The 23,877-nt window shown below is 43.2% G+C and carries 17 protein-coding genes and 2 pseudogenes; 15 read left to right on the top strand and 4 right to left on the bottom strand.

Annotated features, from left to right (window positions below; genetic code table 11):
• Nucleotides 1–7 precede the first annotated feature (7 nt).
• The 8 genes and pseudogenes from QK890_RS05105 (at nt 8) to QK890_RS05070 (ending at nt 11,131) form a co-directional block, all read left to right on the top strand.
• The gene (locus QK890_RS05105) at nt 8–673 is read left to right on the top strand and encodes an ABC transporter ATP-binding protein (RefSeq protein ID WP_005776280.1); all 666 of its coding nucleotides are present in this window, start codon (nt 8–10) and stop codon (nt 671–673) included.
• Nucleotides 674–712: 39 nt separating this feature from the next.
• Complete coding sequence (locus QK890_RS05100; RefSeq protein ID WP_234212069.1) at nt 713–1,357, top strand: DUF2807 domain-containing protein; 645 nt, start codon at nt 713–715, stop codon at nt 1,355–1,357.
• Between the two features lie 10 nt (nt 1,358–1,367).
• A complete protein-coding gene (locus QK890_RS05095; protein WP_250720274.1) occupies nt 1,368–2,666 on the top strand; it encodes an ABC transporter permease in 1,299 nt (432 codons plus the stop codon).
• 14 nt (nt 2,667–2,680) lie between these two features.
• Nucleotides 2,681–3,931 (top strand): annotated as a pseudogene (locus QK890_RS05090) (FtsX-like permease family protein).
• 96 nt (nt 3,932–4,027) lie between these two features.
• Entirely contained in the window at nt 4,028–6,640 is a 2,613-nt protein-coding gene (locus tag QK890_RS05085; RefSeq protein ID WP_005776284.1) for an ATP-binding protein, read from the top strand.
• 280 nt (nt 6,641–6,920) lie between these two features.
• A complete protein-coding gene (locus QK890_RS05080) occupies nt 6,921–8,393 on the top strand; it encodes a TolC family protein (protein ID WP_005809422.1) in 1,473 nt (490 codons plus the stop codon).
• A 52-nt stretch (nt 8,394–8,445) separates the two neighbouring features.
• A complete protein-coding gene (locus tag QK890_RS05075) occupies nt 8,446–9,795 on the top strand; it encodes a sigma-54 dependent transcriptional regulator (RefSeq protein ID WP_005776286.1) in 1,350 nt (449 codons plus the stop codon).
• Between the two features lie 43 nt (nt 9,796–9,838).
• Nucleotides 9,839–11,131 carry a PAS domain-containing sensor histidine kinase gene (locus QK890_RS05070; RefSeq protein WP_005776288.1) on the top strand — a complete coding sequence of 431 codons (1,293 nt, stop codon included), beginning with the start codon at nt 9,839–9,841 and terminating at the stop codon, nt 11,129–11,131.
• Here QK890_RS05070 and aspD read toward each other — a convergent pair.
• A complete protein-coding gene (gene aspD / locus QK890_RS05065) occupies nt 11,120–12,763 on the bottom strand; it encodes an aspartate 4-decarboxylase (protein ID WP_005809417.1) in 1,644 nt (547 codons plus the stop codon). The two genes, QK890_RS05070 and aspD, sit on opposite strands and share 12 nt — an antisense overlap.
• A 41-nt stretch (nt 12,764–12,804) precedes the next feature.
• Nucleotides 12,805–14,502, bottom strand: a complete 1,698-nt coding sequence (gene aspT / locus QK890_RS05060) for an aspartate-alanine antiporter (RefSeq protein WP_005776290.1) — start codon at nt 14,500–14,502, stop codon at nt 12,805–12,807.
• Between the two features lie 131 nt (nt 14,503–14,633).
• Here aspT and QK890_RS05055 point away from each other — a divergent pair, with 131 nt between their 5' ends.
• Together QK890_RS05055 and QK890_RS05050 are read left to right on the top strand one after the other, a co-directional pair.
• The gene (locus QK890_RS05055) at nt 14,634–15,623 is read left to right on the top strand and encodes a lysylphosphatidylglycerol synthase transmembrane domain-containing protein (RefSeq protein ID WP_005809415.1); all 990 of its coding nucleotides are present in this window, start codon (nt 14,634–14,636) and stop codon (nt 15,621–15,623) included.
• Between the two features lie 459 nt (nt 15,624–16,082).
• A pseudogene (locus QK890_RS05050) lies at nt 16,083–16,370 on the top strand (helix-turn-helix domain-containing protein); the annotation flags it as partial.
• A 416-nt stretch (nt 16,371–16,786) separates the two neighbouring features.
• Here the strand turns inward: QK890_RS05050 and QK890_RS05045 are convergent.
• Both QK890_RS05045 and QK890_RS05040 read right to left on the bottom strand, forming a co-directional pair.
• Nucleotides 16,787–17,680 carry a DUF4373 domain-containing protein gene (locus tag QK890_RS05045; protein ID WP_005809409.1) on the bottom strand — a complete coding sequence of 298 codons (894 nt, stop codon included), beginning with the start codon at nt 17,678–17,680 and terminating at the stop codon, nt 16,787–16,789.
• A 150-nt stretch (nt 17,681–17,830) separates the two neighbouring features.
• Complete coding sequence (locus QK890_RS05040; protein ID WP_367627231.1) at nt 17,831–18,178, bottom strand: SH3 beta-barrel fold-containing protein; 348 nt, start codon at nt 18,176–18,178, stop codon at nt 17,831–17,833.
• 1,085 nt (nt 18,179–19,263) lie between these two features.
• Here QK890_RS05040 and upfY point away from each other — a divergent pair.
• The 5 genes from upfY (at nt 19,264) to QK890_RS05015 (ending at nt 23,874) form a co-directional block, all read left to right on the top strand.
• Nucleotides 19,264–19,824 carry a capsular polysaccharide transcription antiterminator UpfY gene (upfY, locus tag QK890_RS05035; protein ID WP_080594406.1) on the top strand — a complete coding sequence of 187 codons (561 nt, stop codon included), beginning with the start codon at nt 19,264–19,266 and terminating at the stop codon, nt 19,822–19,824.
• 11 nt (nt 19,825–19,835) lie between these two features.
• Entirely contained in the window at nt 19,836–20,318 is a 483-nt protein-coding gene (locus QK890_RS05030; RefSeq protein ID WP_005809403.1) for a UpxZ family transcription anti-terminator antagonist, read from the top strand.
• A gap of 36 nt (nt 20,319–20,354) precedes the next feature.
• A complete protein-coding gene (gene rfbA, locus QK890_RS05025; protein WP_005809401.1) occupies nt 20,355–21,245 on the top strand; it encodes a glucose-1-phosphate thymidylyltransferase RfbA in 891 nt (296 codons plus the stop codon).
• Entirely contained in the window at nt 21,245–21,820 is a 576-nt protein-coding gene (gene rfbC, locus QK890_RS05020) for a dTDP-4-dehydrorhamnose 3,5-epimerase (RefSeq protein ID WP_005809399.1), read from the top strand. Before rfbA ends, rfbC begins: the two co-directional genes overlap by 1 nt.
• A 245-nt stretch (nt 21,821–22,065) precedes the next feature.
• On the top strand, nt 22,066–23,874 hold the full coding sequence (locus QK890_RS05015; RefSeq protein WP_005809395.1) for an aminotransferase class I/II-fold pyridoxal phosphate-dependent enzyme: 1,809 nt from the start codon (nt 22,066–22,068) through the stop codon (nt 23,872–23,874).
• The last annotated feature ends 3 nt before the right edge of the window (nt 23,875–23,877 follow it).

Genomic DNA, 23,877 nt, shown 5'->3' with positions numbered 1-23,877 from the left:
TAAGTTTATGATTACATTGACTTCTCTCTCGAAAATCTACCGTACGAACGAAATCGAAACAGTGGCTCTTGAAAATGTGAACCTGACAGTAGACCGTGGTGAGTTCCTGAGCATAATGGGACCTTCCGGTTGTGGTAAATCGACTTTGCTGAATATTATGGGGTTGCTTGATGCACCTACTACCGGAACCATAGAGATAAACGGTACACACACTGAAGGCATGAAAGATAAGGAACTGGCAGCTTTCCGTAATAAGACACTTGGATTCGTATTCCAGTCGTTTCACCTGATTAATTCCCTGAATGTACTGGATAATGTGGAGCTTCCGTTACTGTATCGCCGTATGGGCTCTTCCGAACGTCGGAAACTGGCTCAGGAGGTGCTTGAGAAAGTCGGTTTGACTCACCGTATGCGGCATTTCCCCACTCAACTTTCCGGTGGTCAGTGTCAGCGCGTGGCCATTGCCCGTGCCATTATCGGCAATCCGGAGATTATTCTTGCTGATGAACCTACCGGAAATCTGGACTCCAAGATGGGGGCTGAGGTAATGGAGTTGCTTCACCGGTTAAATAAAGAAGACGGACGTACCATTGTGATGGTGACCCATAACGAGGAGCAGGCCAAACAGACTTCACGCACCATTCGGTTCTTTGACGGACGGCAAGTACAATAATAATCATAATACAGTCATTCATCTCGAAATTAGGAAACGATGAAAATAAGAGTAATGTTAGTGGCTTTAGCTCTCACAATGGGGGCAACTTTCAATATGATACAGGCTCAATGCAGTGATGATTGCCAATGTGGTAAAACTACCGGAAGTAAGGGAGTCATTGTTGATAACCGTAAAGTTCCCGGTTTTTCTTCTATCCGTCTGGATGCAGTCGGAGATATCATTTTTACGCAGTCCGATCGTTGTTCTGTTCGGATAGAGGGCCCGCAGAGATATGTATCCGAAACTACAACGAAAGTGGAAAAAGAGACTTTGGTGATTGGATATAAAGAGAATAATAGCAATTCCAAAAATGTTAAACTGTATATTGCCGCTCCTGATCTGAAGAGTGTAAAATTGCAGGGAGTAGGCAGCTTCAATTGCCGGACCGCACTTCGGTTGGATCAATTGAAGATAACTCTTTCGGGAGTAGGCGGTGCTGAAATTAGTGATTTGGTTTGTGAAACTCTCAAAGTACGGTTGGATGGTGTAGGCAGTGTCAATATCCGGGTGGATTGTGATGAACTGGCAGCTCGTGCCGACGGTGTAGGAAGCATGACCCTGAAAGGTAAAGCCCGTAAAGCTGATATTTCTAAAGGTGGAGTCGGAGGGGTTAATACACGCGGATTGAAAGTAGGAGAATAAAAAGAACACAATGATTAAACAATATTTCAAGCAGGCCCTGTCGCAACTTAAGCAACAACCATTGTTGACTACGATAAGTGTGCTGGGCACTGCACTGACCATTTGCCTGATTATGGTAGTGGTGATGCAACAGCAGATAAAGACGGTTCCTTTTGCTCCTGAAAGTAACCGGAATCGCTTGTTACACGTCAAACAGATGAGTGTAGGCAACAAAACCTGGAGTGACGACGGATCAAGTAACGGTCCAATGGGAATAAAAACGGCGAAGGGATGTTTCGAAGGATTAAAAACTCCCGAAGAAGTCAGTATATATAGTATTCCCGGAACGATGCAGGTTTCTTTGTCGCGGGGAGTGCGTACAGGAGTTGATGCACTTGAGACAGACGGAGCTTTCTGGCGTATATTCGACTTTTCGTTTATCGACGGCAAACCCTATTCGGATGTTGAAGCTAAATCGGGTTTGCCCGTGGCTGTTATAACAGAAAGTGTGGCCCGCCTTCTTTTCGGTACTGCTACAAATGTGGCCGGGAAAGAGATTTTTGTGAATGATGCCCCTTACCGGCTAAGCGGAGTCGTGAAAGATGTCTCTTCAATGGCTTCGACGGCTTATGCACAGATATGGGTCCCATATCTTTCAACTAATATCACAGGAGGGGATAATGTATGGAGTGATGGTATCATGGGAGCGATGCGGGTTGTGATTCTGGCTCGTAGTTCTTCTGATTTTGATGCGATTCGGGCAGAGTGTGAACGACGTCGTTTGGCGTATAATGCCGGATTGGGAGATTATTTTGTTTTTTACCGGGGTCAGCCGGATGACCAGTTGACCATGTCACAGCATAAGTGGGCAAATGAGCAACCGGATATGGCGGGTTATTTTCGCCAACAAGTGATCATTTTCCTTATTTTGTTGTTGGTTCCTGCCATTAACCTGAGTTCGATGACTCACAGCCGCCTGCGACAGCGTGTGGCGGAGATTGGCGTGCGCCGTTCGTTCGGTGCTACCCGCGGAGGGGTGATGGGACAGATTGTTGCCGAGAATTTAGTGTTGACTTTAATGGCGGGTGTTGTAGGATTATTGTTCTGTTTGCTGATCTCCTATGTGTGGGGCGGTACACTTTTTGCCGATTCACGGCTGATGTATCTCAATACGGCTCCGGTCATTGAGTGGAAGATGCTTTTCAAACTCTCTACGTTTATTTATGCTCTGCTCTTTTGTCTGCTGCTAAACTTGCTCAGCAGCGGGTGGCCGGCTTGGCGGGCATCCCGGATGTCAATCATAAATGCTCTTAGCGGAAAACTCACTTAAACACTACATGAACGATGAATAAGAAATTATTAAAACAAATAGTTAATGAACGGCGTTCGAATGCGTGGTTGTTCGTAGAGTTACTGTTAGTAAGTATTGTGCTTTGGTATGTGGTCGACTATATGTTTGTGACTCTTTATACTTATTTTGAGCCTCGTGGTTTTGATATAGAGAATACTTACAGGGTTGAATTTAATTATCTCACGGAAAAAAAGCCCCGATTATATAGCCGGCCGTACGGAAGAGGAAAATAATGCCGATATACGTGAGTTATTAAATCGTTTGCGTCGTCGTCCCGGAGTAGAGGCAGTCAGTATGTCACAAAATTCTTTTCCTTACAATGGCAGTAACAGTGGTATGACGGTACGTTTGGATACGATGGAAAGAAAATATAATATAATATCCGGCGGTGGGTAACCCCTGACTTTTTCCGTGTATTCCGTTATCGGGGAGCTAACGGAGAAACACCGGAACAATTGGGAACTTTGCTGAAAGAGGGTACTTTTATGGCATCGCGTAATCTTTTTGAATCCCGTTATCATATAGACTTGAAAGATTATATTGGCAAAGATTTTTATTTGGATCAGGATACGGTTCGCGGTACAAAGTTATCAGCCGCACTTGAAGTGATTCGTTACGATGATTTTTCACCTGCTTGCTACAGTTGGTCGGTAGTCATTTTAATGCGGGAGGATCAATTAGCATATGGCAATGAAATCTGTCTGCGTACCAGTGATGGTGAACCTGCCGGATTCGCCGAACGGTTAATGAAAGACGCACCATCTCAATACAGAGTGGGGAATGTCTTTTTATCGAAAGTAAATTCATTCCAGAATATTCGTCGTACTTTCCAGTTAGACGATATGAATACTTTACGAAACTATTTGGTGGGGATGAGCTTTTTGCTGCTTAATATTTTCCTGGGATTGTTGGGCACTTTCTGGTTCCGGACGCAGCAGCGTAAAGGAGAGATGGCTTTAATGATGGCGGTAGGCGGCAGCAAGAAGAGTGTCTTTTTCCGTTTGCTCAGTGAAGGCTGGTTCATGCTGCTTCTGGTCACTCCGTTGGCACTGGGCATTGACTGTTATATTGCCAAAAGCGAACTGACACCTTCGTGGCAATTCTCCACGTTCACTGTCAGGCGTTTTGTGTTGTGCGAATGTGTTACTCTGCTGTTGATGGCATTGATGATATTGGCCGGCATTTGGTTCCCGGCCCGTCAGTCCATGAAAATCCAGCCGGCAGAAGCACTGCGTGAGGAATAAAAGCTTATTGCAATAAATCGTAATCTATCTGCGTTGTTTTCAAGATTATAACGTATATTTGCGTCCATAATCCTGATACAACGCAGTTTTTTTACTATGAACAGACGATCGTATACTATATTTCTTATATCTATCTTTTTATTTCTCACAGAAATATCCACTGCTGCGGAACGCATTTATAATGTTCTTTTCATTCAGTCGTATGCTTCCGAAACACCTTGGCATGGCGATTTGGCCAAGGGATTGAAAGAAGGATTCAGCGAATCCGGACTGAAAGTGAATGTGACAACAGAATTTCTGGATGCCAATTTCTGGACTTATCAGTCAGAGAAACTTATTATGCGGCGTTTCTGCGAACGAGCCCGCGAACGGGGAACGGATTTGATTGTTACTGTCAGTGACGAGGCTTTCCATACTTTGTTGACTTGCGGGGATTCATTGCCTTTACAGTTGCCTGTTGTCTTTTTTAATATAAAATATCCGGAAGGCAGTCTGATCGATTCGTTACCCAATGTGTGTGGATATACGGCAAATCCGGATTTCGGGGAGCTGTTGAGGCAGGCGAACCGCCTTTTCCCGAGTCGGACGGAAGTAGTCTGTATCTCTGACAACAGCCTTCTGAGTTCTAAAGGAAGAGACGACTTTATGAACGAATGGAATGGCTTTGTGAAAGAGCATCCGGAATATACGGTAACTTTCTATAATTCGCAAACGGATACAACCAACAAAATCATAGCTTCCACATGTTATCCGCGCAATACGCACAGGACACTGATTATTGCCCCTAAATGGTCGCCTTTTATGTCATTCATCGGACGTAATTCAAAAGCTCCTTTCTTTTCGTGTGAAAATCTTGCATTGACTAATGGCGCCTTCGGGGCTTATGATGCCGATTCATATACTTCTGCACGTGAGGTGGGGCGGACAGCTTCCGATGTGTTACGTGGGAAGACTCCTTCGGAAGTGGGGATTATTGAATCTCCCTTGAATTTTATGTATGATTTCAAGCAGCTGGTGTTTTTCAAGGTAAATCCCAAGCAGGTGCAGGCTATTGGAGGAACCATTATCAACGAACCATACGGAGAGAAATATCGTTTGCTCTATATCTTACTGTATAGCTCGATATTAGCTTTACTGGTGTTTTTGATAGTGTGGCTGTATCGCATCAACCGCCGCGAATCCCGTCGGCGCATCCATGCCCAGACCCGTTTACTGATACAAAACCGGTTGGTTGCCCAACGTGATGAATTCGATAATGTATTCCATTCTATCCGTGACGGTGTGATCACGTACGATACCGATCTCCGTATTCATTTTACGAATCGTTCTTTACTGAAAATGCTGCATTTGCCTAAGGATGAAGCCGCGCGTCCTTATGAAGGATTACCGGCAGGCAGTATCTTCAAGATTTACAATAATGGTAAAGAGATTCTCCGTTCCATGCTCGAGCGGGTGGTAACTGAAGAGGGCAGTGTGGTCATTCCCGAAAATTCGTTTATGCAGGAAGTCCACAGTGGCAGCTATTTTCCTGTTTCGGGTGAGATCGTTCCTATCCGGGCACATGGTAAAATCACCGGAATGGCCCTTTCGGCCCGTAATATATCGGATGAAGAGATGCAAAAACGTTTCTTTAGTATGGCGGTGGACGAAAGCTCCATCTATCCCTGGCAGTATAATATCCGTACCGGTTTATTTACTTTTCCTGCGGGCTTTCTGGTACGCTTCGGGTTTGCAGAGAACAAGACCACCATTTCACGGAATGAGATGGACCGGATGGTTCATCCGGACGATCAGGAGTTGGCGTTCGAACTCTTTAACCGTGCATTGGCAGGTCTGAGCCAGAGTACCCGTATGAGTTTCCGCCAGCTTAGCGGTGACGGCAGATACGAATGGTGGGAATATCGTACTTCGGTGCTTGCAGGACTTACGACAGACACACCTTACAGCATTCTGGGCGTATGTCAGAGTATACAGCGCTATAAGACTACCGAAGAGCAATTGACCGCAGCCCGCGATAAAGCACTTCAGGCAGATAAGCTTAAATCGGCATTCCTTGCTAATATGAGTCACGAAATACGTACACCGCTGAATGCCATCGTGGGCTTCTCCGATTTGTTGAGTGATACCAGTGGATTTACCGAAGAGGAGGTAAAGTTGTTTATTGAGACAATCAATAAAAACTGTGGCCTGTTACTGGCACTTATTAATGATATTCTTGATTTGTCCCGTATAGAGTCCGGTACGATGGATTTCCAGTTTGCCGGGCACAATCTTCCGTTATTGATGAAGAATGTATACGATTCACAACAGTTGAACATGCCTTCCGGAGTCCGGTTGGTATTGAAGTTGCCGGAGAATAGTAAAAAATATCTGGTGACGGATAATGTCCGCTTGCAACAAGTGGTGAATAACCTGATAAACAATGCTGCCAAGTTTACAACACAAGGGTCGATCACATTCGGTTATACGGAGGAAGAGCCGGGATATACTTCTATTTTTGTAGAAGATACCGGAAAAGGTATTTCGGAAGATGGGTTGAGGCATATCTTCGAACGTTTCTATAAAGTCGACAGTTTTACCCAGGGAGCTGGGTTGGGACTGAGTATTTGTCAAACCATCATCGGACGTTTGAATGGAGTCATCACGGTTACTTCGAAGGAGGGAAAGGGAACCCGTTTCACAGTTCGTTTACCGGATACTTGTGAATAAGTACACCGGGGGCGTCCGTCTGCGGACAAACTGTTCATTTTCGGACAGAAGAAGGAGGATTGATTTTAGACGGTGAACGATAAACGGTGAAGGATGAACAAAAGGAGTGGTGGATGACGAACAGGAGAAGAGTGACCAGGAGGGAAGTGGAGTGAGGATTATCATACACTGAACTCTTTCAAATGAATGTTTATGTTATATGGCGAGCTGGAGTGATCGCTGCAACACTCAATATTTGGCACAGGGTTTGCTTTTCTGCCGGTAAATAAACAAATTCTATATGAAACGATCTTTTCTACTCTCTGCTTTTGCCTTCTGTTCGTTGGCATTGAGTGCACAGGAAACACGGGAGATTACCTTGAATGAAGCCATTGCATTGGCGCGTACACAGTCTGTAGATGCAGCCGTTGCTCTCAATGAGTTGAAGACAGCTTATTGGGAATACCGTACGTTCCGTGCCGATTTGTTGCCGGAAGTAAATTTCAGCGGAACTTTGCCAAGCTATGGAAAACAATATAACAGTTATCAGAATGAAGACGGCTCTTACTCCTTTGTCCGCAGTAATAAGTTAGGGCTGAACGGTACGCTTTCCATTGATCAGAATATCTGGTTTACGGGTGGTAAGATAGCCCTGTCTTCTTCACTCGACTTTGTGAAACAGCTGGGGAGTGGTGGAAACCGGCAGTTTATGTCCGTGCCTATCGCTTTACAATTGACTCAACCTATCTTTGGAGTGAATGACCTGAAATGGAATCGCCGCATTGAGCCGGTTCGTTATGAAGAGGCAAAAGCAGCCTTTATCACTGCTACAGAGACTGTAACCATGAACGCGATCACTTACTTCTTTAATCTTCTGCTGGCTAAAGAAACTCTGGGAACCGCCCGCCAGAATCAGATAAATGCAGATCGCTTGTACGAGGTGGCCGGAGCGAAACGAAAGATGGGGCAAATTTCCGAAAATGAGCTTTTGCAATTGAAACTGGCTGCATTGAAAGCTCGGGCTGCCGTTACCGATGCACAGAGCAATCTGAATGCAAATATGTTCCGGCTGCGCTCTTTCCTGGCAATAGGAGATGATCAGGTATTGGAGCCGGTAATACCGGAATCAGCACCCGATCTTAAAATGGAATACAACAAAGTGCTGAATAAAGCATTGGAGCGCAATTCTTTCGCTCATAACATACGTCGCCGGCAGTTGGAAGCTGATTACGAAGTGGCTACCGCACGTGGCAATCTTCGTAGTATCGATCTTTTCGCAAACGTGGGATATACCGGACTGAATAAGGATTTCTCTGCTTCTTATCAAAAATTACTCGATAACCAAGTGGTAGAGGTTGGTGTGAAGATTCCGATTCTTGATTGGGGAAAGCGTCGTGGAAAAGTGCGTGTAGCCAAGAGTAACCGGGAAGTTACCTTATCCAAAATACGTAAAGAACAAATTGACTTTGATCAGGACATCTTCCTGCTTGTAGAGAATTTTAATAATCAGGCGCAGCAACTTTCTATTGCCAATGAAGCGGATAAGATTGCACAGCAGCGTTATAAAACCAGTATCGAGACTTTCCTGATAGGTAAAATCAATACACTCGACCTGAATGATGCCCAGAATTCGAAAGATGATGCCCGGCAGAAACATATCAATGAACTCTACTGGTACTGGTATTATTTTTACCAGCTCCGCAGTCTGACGCTGTGGGACTTCCAGAATAATACACCACTGGAAGCCGATTTTGATGATGTTGTGAAGAATTAGTTTGGTTTTAACCCCAAAAAGAGTAGTTTTGCAAATCAAAAAAATAACACTTATGCTTTTAATTATAGATGATGATAGTGGAGTTCGTTCTTCGTTGAGTTTCATGCTGAAACGTGCCGGTTACCAAGTGGTAACTGTACCCGGTCCGCGTGAGGCGATGGAAGTAGTCCGTTCGGAAGCTCCTTCTCTGATTTTGATGGATATGAATTTTACACTTTCCACTTCCGGAGAAGAGGGATTGACCCTTCTTAAGCAGGTCAAGATATTTCGTCCGGATGTTCCTGTAATTCTGATGACTGCATGGGGTAGTATCCAACTTGCCGTACAGGGAATGCAGGCCGGTGCATTCGATTTTATCACCAAGCCCTGGAATAATGCCGCATTGCTGCAACGCATAGAGACTGCTTTGGAGCTTACTGCAACTCCGAAGGATACGCTTCAGGAGCAAAGCGGTTCATTGAACCGGAGCCATATTATTGGCAAGAGCCGTGGATTGACAGAGGTGTTGAATACGGTGGCTCGTATTGCACGAACCAATGCTTCGGTATTGATCACCGGTGAGAGCGGAACCGGTAAAGAACTGATAGCCGAGGCTATCCACATCAATAGTCAGCGTGCCCGTCAGCCTTTTGTGAAAGTCAATCTTGGAGGAATATCCCAGAGTCTGTTTGAAAGTGAGATGTTCGGTCATAAAAAAGGAGCCTTCACAGATGCCACTTCCGATCGTATGGGGCGTTTTGAGATGGCGAATAAAGGAACTATTTTTCTGGATGAAATCGGCGATCTCGATCCCTCATGCCAGGTGAAACTGTTGCGGGTATTGCAGGACCAGACTTTTGAAGTACTGGGTGACAGCCGTCCGCGTAAGACGGATATACGGGTTGTTTCGGCTACCAATGCCGACTTGGCCAAGATGGTAAGCGAACACACTTTCCGTGAAGATCTGTTCTATCGCATTAACCTGATAACCATAAAACTTCCTGCGTTGAGAGAGCGCAGAGAGGATATACCGTTACTCGCCAGACACTTTGCCGATCGTCAGGCTGAGATCAACAACCTACCCCGTACGGAGTTTTCGTCGGATGCATTGAACTTCCTGAGTCGTTTGCCTTTTCCGGGCAATATCCGTGAGTTGAAAAATCTGGTGGAGCGTACGATTCTGGTCAGTGGCAAGGAAGTGTTGGATGCAACCGATTTCGAGAGTCAGTACCAGCGACATGATGAAAGTACGTCAACTGCCTCTTCGTTTGCGGGAATGACACTCGATGAAATCGAAAGACAGACAATTCTTCAGGCATTGGAGCGTTATAAAGGGAACCTGAGCCAGGTGGCTACAGCGTTAGGTATCAGCCGTGCGGCATTGTACCGTCGTTTGGAGAAATATGATATCAGTGATAAGTGACTCGTCGCTTATCATTACTTTTTAATCGTTAATCATCAATCACATGCCGGTAAAAGGATTTTTCTTCATACTTATCTTTCTGTTGTTTTCCATCATGGGCTTTCTGTTCTATGTATCCGAAACCATTGTGGCGAAATATCTCTATATCGCAGAAGGGTTGATGCTGTTCCTCGTTTTATATCTGATTTTGTTTTACCGGAAGATAGTGAAACCAATGAATACGATTGGCAGTGGTATGGAACTTTTGAGAGAACAGGATTTCAGCAGCCGCCTGAGCCACGTCGGTCAACAGGAAGCCGATCGGGTAGTGAATGTGTTCAACCGTATGATGGATCAACTAAAAAACGAGCGTCTCCGGTTGCGTGAACAGAATCATTTTCTTGATCTGATGATTAACGCTTCACCTATGGGTGTTGTCATTATGACACTGGATGAAGAGGTATCCCAACTAAACCCGATGGCGATGAAGATGATGGGAGTCCGTCCGGAAGAAGCCGAAGGCAGGAAACTGTCCGAGATCGATTCGCCGCTTGCCATAGAACTGGCTGCCATTCCGAAGGGAGAAACCAGCACCGTGCGACTGAATGATTCAAATATCTATAAATGTACTCATTCTTCGTTTGTGGACCGCGGCTTCCAGCATCCTTTTTATCTGATGGAAGGATTGACAGACGAAGTGATGAAAGCGGAGAAAAAGGCATACGAGAAAGTGATCCGTATGATCGCGCACGAAGTGAATAATACAACGGCAGGGATTACTTCTACACTGGATACAGTCGAACAGGCATTGTCTGAGTCGGATGGTATGGAAGATATTTGTGATGTGATGCGTGTCTGTACGGAACGTTGTTTTTCTATGAGCCGTTTCATTACCCGTTTTGCCGACGTGGTGAAGATTCCCGATCCCCGTCTTACTCCGATCAACCTGAATGACCTTGCATTCAGTTGCAAACGCTTTATGGAGGGGATGTGCAATGACCGGAATATCCGGTTACAACTGATATGTGATGAATCATTGGACGATGTGAAACTGGACGCCTCCCTGTTTGAGCAGGTATTGGTGAATATTATTAAAAATGCGGCTGAAAGTATCGGGAAAGACGGTCAGATTACCATCCGCACCTCATCACCTGCTGCTATCGAAGTGGTGGACAATGGGCCCGGCATAACAAAAGAGACTGAAGCAAAGCTCTTCAGTCCCTTCTTTTCTACCAAACCCAACGGACAAGGTATCGGCCTGGTCTTTATCCGTGAAGTTTTAAGCCGTCATGGCTGTACGTTTTCATTGCGTACATACGCTGACGGACTGACAAGATTCAGGATTTTATTTCCGTGATTCCTGCCATCTCTGGGCATATTCATCCAGTATCCGTTTGATTCCCTGGCCTATTTTGACATAATCCTTTTCATTCAGGTTGGCAAGTGATACACGTACGCTCCATTCCGGTCCGGCAAAACCGCCACCGTTCAGCAATACCAATGAGGTTTCGTTGGCGAGGCGGAAAACAACATCCAATGGGCTGTACGTTTTCTTGAGGTAGTCTACAAACTCTTCTCCGTAGAATATCTTAGCCCACACCAGCATATCTATCTCACTATAATATCCTACACGCAGCGGATCGTCCACCAGTGAGAATCCGGTATTATCCCACAGAGCTTTCAAGCGTCTCCGGATGATCTCCTGCATCTTGTTTTTATACCGGTTCTCTTTATCCAGTATGGCGAAAGAAGCGAAGAGGCTCATCTGCGTCTGTTGCGGCAGAGACAATCCGGCTGTATGATTGAGCGCCACTTGCCGACTGTCGGCTACCATGCGGTCGATGAATTTTAATCTTTCGGGGGCAAGGGTCAGGCTGGAGTAACGCTTATTGAGGATTGCCTTTTGTTCTTCCGGTAAGTGGGCTATCATCCGGTCAAAAATATTCTCTTCGTGCAGAGCGATTACGGCATCGCGCCATCCGGTAGCCCCGAAATATTTGGAGAAGGAATAGACGCACAAAGTATTTTGCGGCAGTTCGGCCATCAGCGAGCGGAAATGCGGACTGAATGTACCGTATACATCGTCTGTGATAATCATCAGGTTCGGATTGTCTTTCTTCACGATATCTACAATCCGTGCGGCAGTCTCGGGACTCAGTGTATAACTGGGCGGGTTACTGGGATTGGTAATGAAGAGTGCTTTGATCTGCGGGTTTTTCAGGCGGTCTATATCTTCGTCTTTGTATTGCCAGGTGTGCAGCCCGTCTGCTGTCATTTGGTCCGCAGATATTTCCGTAACGTTAAATTCATAGCGTCTCAATTGAGGGATTTCAATATAGGGGGTGAAGACAGGTACCATCAAGGCGATTCCATCTCCTTTATTGAGCAGGAAGTTTTCTTGCAGAGAGTCGAAAACGTAGCACATGGCTGCCGTACCGCCTTCGGTGGCGAACAAATCGTATTTGCCCTTTGGCGGACGACTGTCGCACATTTCCTGTGCCAGATAGTCTTGTACAATCATCTCGGTAAACTGGAGGATGCGGTCCGGTACCGGATATTGGTCACCTATTACCCCTTCTGCCCATTCGTGGACAAGGGTGTCCGGGTCGGCGGCATGTTCCAGTAACATGTATTGATAGGTTCCTTTTAATAGCTCCGCACCCGGCTGGCTATGATTGGTTTTGAGAAAAGTCTCAAAGCGGGCGGCAATCCCGTCTTTTTGCGGGATACCAGCAATTCCTTCCGGCAAGTACATCACGTGCCGACATTCTTCCAGTCCGAATTTACCTAAAAGGAAGAAAGCTTCACGTGGAGTGGTGGCAATCCAGTTCGGGTTTCCACGTCCGGCATTCAGCATGGTATGAGCTATCTTTTTGATGCTCTCATCAGCCATTTCAATCAGTCTGTTTTTCAGTTCGAAAGGACTGATACTCTCCATCTTTTTAGCAAAACTTTTAGTTACTGCTCCGTTGTTTTCATTACTTTTCATTATTATGTCAGGGTTATGTTTAGTTAATATCAAAATCTATTTTACATGAGTAACACAATTACGACTCCCCAGATAATCAGGAGAGTATTTCCCACAGCATACGTCACTGTATATCCCAAAGCGGGAGTCTCGCTTTCGACAGCTTCCTGGATGGCACCTAATGCGGCGGTAGTAGTACGTGCACCTGCTGTGCATCCCAATATCAGTGCCGGGTGGAATTTGAAGAGATACTTTCCCATAAGTATGCCTACTATCAGAGGAATGGAAGTAGCCAGTGCGCCTACAATGAACAGGCTTAGCCCCACTTCTTTGAATCCCTGTACGAAGCTGGGACCTGCAGCGATGCCCACGACAGCAATAAACATGTTCAGACCTACGTTGTCCAGTATCCAGAGAGCAGGTTCGGGAATACGTCCGAAAGTCGGATGTTTGCTCCGTAGCCAGCCAAAGAACAATCCTCCGATCAATGCGCCCCCACTGGTGCTGAGACTGATGGGGACACCACCCATGTGGATACTCAGGGCACCTATCAGTCCTCCGATCAGAATACCCAGACCAACGAAAATCATATCTGTCTGGTTGGTTGGACGGTCAGCGTACCCCATTTTCTTGGCAGCTTCATCCACTTCGTGTTTGGTCCCTACCAATTCGACAATATCACCTGCATCCACAATGGTTTGTGGCAGTACCGGTATATCGATTCCCGCCCTTTTGATACGGCGTATGCTGACACCGTGCATGAATTTCTGTGAACGTATTGAACTTATTTTTTCTCCGGCAAAGGTTTTCCGGGTTACCATGACGGGCAATACTTCAGCCGGAAAGTCCAATAACTGAGGATCCAGTACCTCGGGACCGATCCAATCTTCCTCGCCGATAACATATTCACGGCGACCACTCAATACCACCTCATCCCCTTTCCTGAGAATCAGGGTCGGGGTGATTTCTTTTACGATAACTCCGGCTTGTCTGACACGTTCGACAAACAAGTGCTTGTCATTCTCCTGGAAATAGCTTTCAAGATCTGATACCCGTTTTCCGTCACCAAACCACTCATTATCTACTTTATAAGCCCGGAAAGTCACCGGACGTGCAGCGGGCATAAAGCCGGGTTGATCCGCTTCGCTATTCCCCATTTTAGCCTCCAATTCTTTACAGGCAGCTTTTACTTTATCGAGTCCGCCCAATAACTTGGGGCCGAGAGAGCCCAATACCCATGCCGAACCTGCCGTACCGAAGATGTAAGTTACGGCATATGATACCGGGATAATATTATTATAAGCCTCTTTTGTTTCAGGAGATATGTTTAGTTCATTGATCGTATCTCCTGCCACGCCTATGACGGCCGATATCGTCTGTGAACCGGCCAGTAATCCGGCTGCTTCCCCTACATTGTAACCCATAATTTTAGCCAATATCCAAGGAATAATCAGACAGAATACACACATGATGGCAGCAAATCCCATTTGGGGGAGTCCGTCCTTTTTCAGTCCCCGGAAAAACTGCGGACCGACTTTATAGCCGATAGCGAATAAAAAGAGTAAAAAGAAAACAGATTTAATGGGGCCGTCGACCGTAATGTTCAATTGCCCCACAAGGACACCTACCAGCAATACGCTTGTAACGACACCCAGGCTGAACTTTCCGATTTTTATTTTGCCAATCCAAAACCCTACGAAAAGGGTCAAAAAGATGGCAAGCTCGGGGTGAACCCTAAGTTGATGAATAATCCAATCCATAGTTAATTTGTTTAGGTTTAAATTCTCATTAAAAACAGCTTGTGCAAGAAAGTGTTTTGTTAAACGGGCTATTCTTATATCATTGTATAAATTATTAACGTTATCTTTGATGCGTTAAATTGTATATTGTTTTGAAGAGTAAATTTCGTAATTTCTTTTTGGCCTTTGGCATTCTGGCCGTCATCATCATGCTGTTCACTTTCGATGTGTCTTATGATGAACTGCTGGACAACCTGCGGCGTGCCGGATTTTATCTGCCGCTGGTTCTGGTCCTTTGGCTTTTCATCTATCTGATTAATACCCTTTCGTGGTATATCATCCTTCGTAGCAGTGGTCCGGTGAATTCATTGTCGTTCGCCCGGCTCTATAAATTCACGGTTTCCGGTTTTGCGTTGAATTATGTCACTCCCGTGGGACTGATGGGAGGGGAGCCTTACCGGATTATGGAGCTTACTCCCTATGTCGGAGTGGAGCGTGCCACATCTTCGGTCATCCTGTATGTGATGATGCATATCTTTTCGCATTTCTGTTTCTGGCTCAGCTCGGTGTTGATTTATGTCTTTTTTTATCCGGTCGGTTGGGGGATGGGCATTGTCTTGGGGTTGATCACACTCTTCTGCCTCTTACTTGTCACTCTTTTTATCAAAGGCTACCGGAACGGTATGGCTGTGGCATGCGTACGTCTGGGTAGTCATATCCCTTTTTTGAAGAATCGTGCAGTCTGCTTTGCGGAACTTCATAAAGAAAAACTGGAGACTATAGACAGTCAGATAGCTCTGCTTCATCAACAGCGAAAAAGTACTTTTTATTCGGCATTGGGTTTAGAGTATACCGCTCGCATAGTGGGGTGTCTCGAAGTCTGGCTGATTCTGAATGTATTGACTACGGATGTCAGTTTTGTCGGTTGTATCCTGATCGTTGCTTTCTCTTCTCTACTGGCGAATCTGCTTTTCTTTCTTCCCATGCAATTAGGGGGCAGGGAAGGAGGCTTTGCCCTGGCGGTAGCCGGTTTGTCTTTGTCCGGAGCATATGGGGTATTTGCCGCTCTGATTACGCGGGTGCGGGAGATGGTCTGGATTGTTATCGGGCTGGCGTTGATGAAGATAGGAAATCGGAAATAGAGTAATGATGAAAGGGTGGGGATGTTCTGCATCTGAACGATAAAATAAAGAGGGATGATTTGATAATTGGTTTAGAAAATCGGATTTGCTTCTCGTAGTCATTAGGATGTAATAATAGGGATATTATTATCCCAAGCAGAATCGTTATTGTCACAGGGCATAAAAACTAAAAAGATAGACTAAAAAATGGTTGTAAATTTTTATAAAATAGAAGAGTAGACAATGGAACAGTATTTAGAAAAATATTCAGATGAGTTATCGGCTAATGGATATGTTTTATGTAAGGGTAAACATCTGAAAAAGCTGAATTTACAATTTGTTCCCGTCATAAATGTCGGGAGCAAATGTTGCAAGGTATCTTTGCTATAATGAAAAACTTATGCCTAAAGTTACAAACGCTTTGGGAAATAACAAAGCCTTGATTTGAGAAAGTCGGGGTTTTGTGTCGCAAAAGGAGATATGCTAGTTTTGACAGCCCTTTGTTACTTAGGGGGGCTGTATTATAAAAGAACTCCTTTAGTTGATAATATCCCTGCGAATGATAAGAATGCAGTAGAACTCTCTGTCACGTCCGACATAGTTATTGCATACGAAAAAGAACATTATCCGATAAAAAAAACAACTGTTGCAGAATTAATAGAATTTTATCTTGAAGAAAAAGGAATGAGCTAAAAGCAACTTGCCATTGAGATTGGAATAAGTCCTTCACGGGTGAATGATTATATTGCAGGACGTTCAGAGCCTACTTAAAAAATAGCCCGTTTGCTTTGTCGGGTATTGAATATTCCTCCCGCTGCAATGTTGGGGGGTAAATTGAGGGTTATGATACATGCAAATGAAAAGGCTGGATTTATGTAGCATGTTGCTCTGAGAATAATATCGTAACAATTAACATTGTTAACGCCATTTCTCCGTTATTTTATTCTTGTGTGCAAATAACAAGCCTTTTGCATTTAAAACACTTGCTATTTGCATTTAAAGAACAAGCTTTAACATAGTGTTAAAACAAAGCTTTGGGCGAGAGAAATCTTGTGCTTTAAAAACACTGTGTTTTAGTTCGTTAAGCACACTCTTTACTTCTTTGTTTCACCGAATCTCTTCCTGGGTAAAAGCCTGTATACTTGCTTTTTTGTCAACTACAAATCGGGGACTCATACTCCCTGCTATCTTCTTTTCGCCTTGTTTAGTGCCGCTATCAGATACCTTCCTTTTGCCCCTATGTCACTCCAGCAAGTGTTGGCAATCAGCCGCCACACCGTCGTTCCCTTTCTGCCATAGTCCGACAGCCTAAGAATGGCGTTTACTTCATTTACCTCGTTAATTCCCAATCTTTGGAGCGTATCCGTCAGTCCCGGATAATTGTGTGTCATCGTATTGAAAGCGTATCCCGGTATCGGGAGAGAAGCAGAATCCTCCATCCTTTCTTCCTCCTTCCCCTCGGGGGGAGCTGAGGGGGGTAATTCTTTATTTTCCTTTGCTCTACTTTTCTTTACTTTACTTTGTCCGGAATTGCATGCATTTTTTGCGTTAACGGCTACATCGTGTACTACATTTCCCGGGCTAACGGCTACATCTCCTGTGCTGACAGCTACTTTTCCTTCTTTAAGCGGCTTGGGTCGTTCAATTTCCTGTTGTGTGGATGCATTGTCCGGTTTATCGTTTTCCTTTTCCGGTTTCACCATCAGGTAGGGGAGTTCCGACAACTCTCTCTTTCTCCGCTTTGTCGCCTCCATCCATACCTTTTGTATACTTTCCGAAGTCAGTATTCCGTTTTCCAGATAACTGTTTTTGTCCATTATCCCTTTGATAAAGAGGATCTCAATGATCCCCTGCACCTCAGCGACTTGTACCTCCCTTCCTGCCTTGTTGGCAAAGATCAGGCACTGTTCCTCGTCCCAACGGATGAAGTATCCCTCCTTGTATATTTTACACAGCAGTTTCAGTACGATTGCCGGGCCCTTTATTCCGTATTTAGCTTCTATCACTTCCATTGCGTTCTCTTCCATGAAGTTTACGCCCACCGGGAAATAGTTGATCCCGTCATATATTGTTGCCATATTTGTTTTTTTAGATTAGTTGTTTGTACTTTCAATAATACATTAATACATTCACCACAAATTACCCCGGATTCCCAAAGACGTTTTCACTTGATTCCTCAAAATAGAAATCATTCATCTGTGAAAATCCGTGTAATCTGTGGTGGCGCCCTATACGATCGGTCTCCACTCCATGAAGTTCTCCACCTGAAATGTTGTCCATCGCTGTTCGTCCACATTCCAGTAGACTACTGCGCCTTCTATTTTTGTGGGATCATACTTCTTGTGGAATTCCGCTTCATAGTAGATCAGTGTCGCTTTCACCAGCCTGAAATCTCCGTTCTGCTTCTGATAAGCAATAACTGCGTGCCCGTATTGCAAGTGGTCTATTAATTCTTCCAGGCGTTCCGCCATCCATTCGGCACACTGCTCGGTATATCCTTTCTCAAAGACAATCCGTCTCTTCCATCTCAGTTTCATGGCTTCACTTTGTGATACCGGTCTTTTTTTCCGTTTCATACGTATATTTTTTAAGTTGATAAAATGTTATCGCCACGAAGATAGGGGGCGTTTCATGTAAGACGGATTATGATAATTCATTGTGCGTATTTTTGTGGATGGCGGGTTTGTGCTGTCTATCCTTTTCCACTTCTTCCCAAATGCTGCTGATGTAGACCAATATTGAACTGATGGATAGTGGTTTAAATACTCCGTTTCTAATATTTCCGATTAGTCTTTTTTCATTGATGTAGCGTGCGAGTGAAGCCTGACATGTATTGATATTTTGTATGTTCGCATCCTCTATGTAGGATTCTATCAACGCTCTGATAAGCTCTGCTTTGTGCGAAGTAATTCCTTCTATTGGTTTTCCTTCTTTTCTACCTCTTGATTCTTTAACTATTTCAGTATTAGATTGTTGTGCTTTGTTAATGGCGTTTTTTTACACTTTTGTCCGCAATCTGAAATAATCCTTTTTCTTTGTCCATAATTTCTTTTATTTTGTTAATAATTAAATGTTGTTAATTTGTTGCAAAGGTAGAAAGGAATCTATCGGTAGGCAAGTAAAGATGGAATTAAAGAGAAAATGAACGCTTCTGATTAGATAACTATTTGTTATATAGTATGATATTAATTGAAAAAGTGAGTGTTTCAATAGACGTTCGTTTAATTGAACGCAAAGATAGGGGGTATTTTTAGAACTACAAAATGTTTAATAAAAAAAATGATTTTTCTCTTTTGATTGTTATCCCAATATCTTAAACCACAGGTATTTATGAATTAACAAAAAACAGTTTATTATCTGTCTGATTTTGTTTTCTGTTCTCTTCTGATTTATATACAAAAATCATGTGTTTTTAAACGAACGTCTATTGAAACACTTTTTGTTTTCAATACCCTCGTTTAAAGGCTATTATAATAAATAACTATTTTCTGCCTCTCCTTCTGTGATAGTGGAGGGTCATTAAATAACATGGATGCACTGAATTTTTCATTAAAATCCGCATTACATAACTTGACCGGGAGGTATGCTTCGCTACTCCGGTGTCCCCAAAGAACATCCTGACGTGAACGACATGACAACATCCGTATCTATCGAATCTTCGATGGAGCGTTCTCAATCCCTCCTGTCTTCTTCCGCTTTGAACTGGTATGCTTTGCGTATCACTTACGGGCGTGAACTGGCTTTGCAGGAGTACCTCAATTCGGAGGGGATAGAGAATTTCATTCCCATGCACTACGAATATACCATTAAAAACGAGCGTCGGGTCCGTAAGCTTGTTCCTGCGGTCCATAATCTGGTTTTTGTCCGTTCCTCGCGTAGTTGTATCGATGCCATCAAAGAAAGCAAGGGCACCACGCTTCCTATCCGTTACATTATGGACCGTGAATACCATCGTCCCATCATTGTTCCTGATTCTCAAATGCGTAATTTCATGGCTGTCTCTGCGAATTATGATGAATCCCTGCTTTATTTCGAACCTTCTGAGTTGAACATCCGCAAGGGTACCCGTGTGCGTATCACCGGAGGGCTTTTCGAGGGGGTGGAGGGCGAGTTTGTCCGTGTCCGCAATGACCGTCGTGTCGTAGTCACCATTGAAGGAGTCATGGCTGTCGCCACCACTTTTGTCCATCCTTCATTGGTCGAACCTGTTACCGAAAAATAACATAACAAGATATGAACTATTTAGAATCAGAAATCTCCGCTCTTTATGCTTCTGCCCATGAACTTTGCTACTTAGGCATGGACGGTCGGCCGATCTACAGTGATCAATTCACCCGTCTGAATCGTGATGTTTTTTCTCTGGCTAATGCCTTGTACGACAAGCATGGCAATAGTCATGAAGAAGAGGCCCGGTTGTGTCTGTCGCTCCTGATGGGATATAATGCGACTCTCTATAATAACGGTGACAAGGAGGAACGTATTCAGCATATTCTGGATCGTTGCTGGGATGTATTGGAACATCTGCCTGCCTCTCTGTTGAAAGTCCAACTGCTGGTTTATTGTTACGGAGAGGTTTTCGATGAGGAATTGGCCAGGGAAGCTCAGGCTATCATCGATACGTGGCAGGACAGAGAGTTGTCGGAAGAGGAGCGTGAGGTGATGGAACGCCTGAAGGATGTACAAGAGAATCCGTATCCTTGGAGTGAGGTGGAATGATTTCGATCTAGTAATTTAATTTTAATAAGTATATTGATGAAAGGTATTGTCTTGGCCGGTGGTTCGGGCACTCGCTTATATCCGATCACCAAAGGAGTCAGTAAGCAGTTGCTTCCGATATTTGATAAGCCGATGATCTATTATCCTATCTCTGTACTCATGTTGGCGGGGATTCGTGAAATATTGATTATCTCCACTCCATACGATTTACCCGGCTTTCAACGTTTGCTGGGTGACGGTTCTGACTTTGGAGTACGTTTTGAGTACGCTGAACAACCTTCTCCTGACGGCTTGGCACAGGCATTTATTATAGGAGAGGAATTTATAGGTGATGATTCTGTATGTTTAGTCTTGGGTGATAATATTTTTCATGGTAATGGCTTTTCGGCTATGTTAAAAGAGGCAGTCCGTGTTGCTGATGAAAAGCAAAAGGCAACAGTGTTTGGTTATTGGGTGAATGATCCGGAGCGTTATGGGGTTGCGGAGTTTGATAAAAGAGGTAATTGTCTTTCCATTGAAGAAAAGCCGAAAGTGCCTAAAAGCAATTATGCCGTTGTTGGACTTTATTTTTATCCTAATAAGGTTGTGGAAGTTGCTAAGAACATAAAACCTTCTGCCCGTGGTGAGTTGGAAATTACAACTGTGAATCAGTATTTTCTGAAAAAAGAACAATTGAAAGTGCAGATTTTAGGACGTGGTTTTGCTTGGCTGGATACAGGTACGCACGACTCTTTGAGTGAAGCAAGTACCTTTATCGAAGTGATTGAGAAACGTCAAGGGTTGAAAATAGCATGTCTGGAAGGCATTGCACTTCGTCAAGGGTGGATTAATTCTGATAAAATGAAGAAATTGGCTCAGCCTATGTTGAAAAACCAATATGGGCAGTACCTTTTGAAAGTAATTGATGAATTAGCTGCAGACCAATAATGAATATAATAGAAACTGATATAAAGAGTGTTGTGATTATTGAACCTCGTTTGTTTCGTGATGAACGCGGTTATTTCTTTGAATCTTTTAATCAAAATGTGTTTATAGAGAAAGTTTGTAAAACGATGTTTGTCCAGGATAATGAATCTAAGTCGAGTTATGGAGTGATTCGTGGTCTGCATTTTCAGAAACCACCTTTTGCACAAAGTAAGTTGGTCCGGGTTGTGAAAGGCGCTGTTCTTGATGTAGCTGTCGATATCCGCAAAGGCTCTCCCACATTTGGAAAACATATTTCGGTTGAATTGACAGAGGATAATCATCGTCAGTTTTTTATTCCCCGTGGCTTTGCTCATGGCTTTTCTGTTTTAAGTGAAGAAGTGGTTTTTCAATATAAATGCGATAATTTTTATGCTCCTCAGTGTGAAGGAGCTATTGCTTGGGATGATCCAGATTTAGGTATTGATTGGAAAATACCAATGGAGGAAGTCATTTTGTCAGAGAAGGATTCTTGTCATTCAGCCTTAAAAGATGCCGCCTGGTTATTTGATTATTATGATAAACAAGATATGCTCTAAGGCGGGTATTGACAATAAAAACGTATCGGGACGTCGTGATTATGAGAATCTACTCCAAATGATGATAGAAATTAAAATTAATAAACTTTAAAAAGAATGAGAGTGTGTCGAAACTCACTACAGAGGACACAGAGTAACATAGAATGACTTTTAAGTTATTGATTATCTGTTTTGATGATCTGTGGCTTCTGTGTGGTCTATAGTGAAAAGACTTTTGACAGCTCCCGCTAACAAGATTAGAAAGAATGCAAGCGATTATATTGGCTGCCGGAATGGGTAAACGTCTTGGAGATCTGACCAAGGACAATACTAAGTGTATGGTGAAAGTTAATGGAGTTCCTCTTATAGATCGATTGTTGACTCAACTGTCGAGATTTTCATTGGTGAAAGTAATAATTGTAATAGGTTATGAAGGAAAGAAGCTTCGTGATTATATTGGGCAGGAGTATAAAGGACTGGCTATAGAATATATTGAAAATTCAATATACAATACTACAAATAATATTTATTCACTTTCATTAGCGAAACAGCAACTTCAAGAAGATGATACATTATTGATCGAATCGGATCTTATTTTTGAAGATTCATTATTTGATATGATACTGAATAGTCCTGATCCTAATGTAGCATTGGTTGATAAATATGAAACGTGGATGGACGGGACAATGGTTCATTTGGATGAGGAAAATAATATTGTAAACTTTGTACCTAAAAAAACTTTCAAGTATAGTGATGTAAGTTCATACTATAAAACGGTCAATGTTTACAAATTTAGCAAGGAGTTTTCGAGGAGTAAATATGTTCCTTTTCTTGAGGCTTATTCTATAGCTTGGGGAAATAATGAGTATTATGAGCAAGTGTTGCGTGTGATTACTTTACTTGATAATACGGACTTAAAAGCGTTACCTTTAACTGGTGAAAAATGGTATGAAATAGACGATGTTCAGGATTTGGATATTGCTGAAACTCTTTTTGCTGACTCTTCTGGTAAGTTGTCTCTTTATCAAAAACGTTTTGGAGGTTATTGGCGTTTTCCTGGTTTGCTTGATTTTTGCTATTTAGTAAATCCCTATTTCCCATCTCGGAAAATGCGAGAGGAGATGAAAGCCAATTTTGATACATTATTGACTGAATATCCCTCAGGAATGGGAGTTAATAGCCTATTGGCGAGCAAATATTTTGGTGTAAAAAAGGAATATATTTGTGTTGGAAATGGTGCAGCTGAGCTTATAAAAAGTTTAATGTCATATTTAGATGGCAATTTGGGAGTTATTTATCCTACTTTTGAAGAATATCCAAATAGGCGAGAGAGCCGAACTATAATTTCTTATATTCCTGATAATACTGATTTCTCTTATACAGTAGAGGATATTCAACTCTATTTTGAGCATAAAGATATTTCTTCTTTATTGTTGGTTAATCCGGACAACCCTTCTGGTAATTTTATTTCTAAAACAGATCTTTTGGAATTGGCTTTTTGGGCTAAAAGGAGAAATATCCATTTGATAGTTGATGAGTCTTTTGTCGATTTTGCAATGGATGGTTTAAATAGTAGTCTGCTTTATAATGAGCTGTTAGAATCATATCCTAATCTGATTGTAATGAAAAGCATATCTAAGTCCTATGGAGTTCCAGGACTTCGTTTAGGAGTGCTTGCTACCTCAGATATAGAATTGATTTCTTGGATGAAGACGAATGTAGCAATATGGAATATTAATTCGTTTGCTGAATTCTATATGCAGATATTCGGCAAGTATGAATCAGATTATAAGATGGCTTGTGAAAAGTTTGTAGCAGAACGTTCTCGTTTCTTTAAGTCTTTGCAGAGAATTAGTTTTCTTCGTGTGATTCCTTCTCAAGCAAATTACTTTTTATGTGAAGTTACGAATAAATATACCTCATCTGAATTAACTCGCATCTTACTTTGTGAAAATGATATATTGATAAAGGACTGTAGCACGAAAAAGGCTTTTAATGGTCGAAGCTATGTTCGTATAGCTGTGAGGGGAAAAGAGGAAAATGATAAATTGGTAGGAATTTTGTTGAACTTATAATTA

It is taken from the genome of Bacteroides sp. NGMCC 1.200775, from assembly GCF_040798045.1.
GTDB lineage: Bacteria > Bacteroidota > Bacteroidia > Bacteroidales > Bacteroidaceae > Bacteroides > Bacteroides hominis.
This window is presented reverse-complemented; position numbering and strand designations above follow the sequence as displayed.

Coding starts and splice junctions, on each gene's coding strand:
- QK890_RS05105 (WP_005776280.1), top strand. CDS start 8: ATGATTACATTGACTTCTCTCTCGAAAATCTACCGTACGAACGAAATC.
- QK890_RS05100 (WP_234212069.1), top strand. CDS start 713: ATGAAAATAAGAGTAATGTTAGTGGCTTTAGCTCTCACAATGGGGGCA.
- QK890_RS05095 (WP_250720274.1), top strand. CDS start 1,368: ATGATTAAACAATATTTCAAGCAGGCCCTGTCGCAACTTAAGCAACAA.
- QK890_RS05085 (WP_005776284.1), top strand. CDS start 4,028: ATGAACAGACGATCGTATACTATATTTCTTATATCTATCTTTTTATTT.
- QK890_RS05080 (WP_005809422.1), top strand. CDS start 6,921: ATGAAACGATCTTTTCTACTCTCTGCTTTTGCCTTCTGTTCGTTGGCA.
- QK890_RS05075 (WP_005776286.1), top strand. CDS start 8,446: ATGCTTTTAATTATAGATGATGATAGTGGAGTTCGTTCTTCGTTGAGT.
- QK890_RS05070 (WP_005776288.1), top strand. CDS start 9,839: ATGCCGGTAAAAGGATTTTTCTTCATACTTATCTTTCTGTTGTTTTCC.
- aspD (WP_005809417.1), bottom strand. CDS start 12,763: ATGAAAAGTAATGAAAACAACGGAGCAGTAACTAAAAGTTTTGCTAAA.
- aspT (WP_005776290.1), bottom strand. CDS start 14,502: ATGGATTGGATTATTCATCAACTTAGGGTTCACCCCGAGCTTGCCATC.
- QK890_RS05045 (WP_005809409.1), bottom strand. CDS start 17,680: ATGGCAACAATATATGACGGGATCAACTATTTCCCGGTGGGCGTAAAC.
- QK890_RS05040 (WP_367627231.1), bottom strand. CDS start 18,178: ATGAAACGGAAAAAAAGACCGGTATCACAAAGTGAAGCCATGAAACTG.
- upfY (WP_080594406.1), top strand. CDS start 19,264: ATGGAGCGTTCTCAATCCCTCCTGTCTTCTTCCGCTTTGAACTGGTAT.
- QK890_RS05030 (WP_005809403.1), top strand. CDS start 19,836: ATGAACTATTTAGAATCAGAAATCTCCGCTCTTTATGCTTCTGCCCAT.
- rfbA (WP_005809401.1), top strand. CDS start 20,355: ATGAAAGGTATTGTCTTGGCCGGTGGTTCGGGCACTCGCTTATATCCG.
- rfbC (WP_005809399.1), top strand. CDS start 21,245: ATGAATATAATAGAAACTGATATAAAGAGTGTTGTGATTATTGAACCT.
- QK890_RS05015 (WP_005809395.1), top strand. CDS start 22,066: ATGCAAGCGATTATATTGGCTGCCGGAATGGGTAAACGTCTTGGAGAT.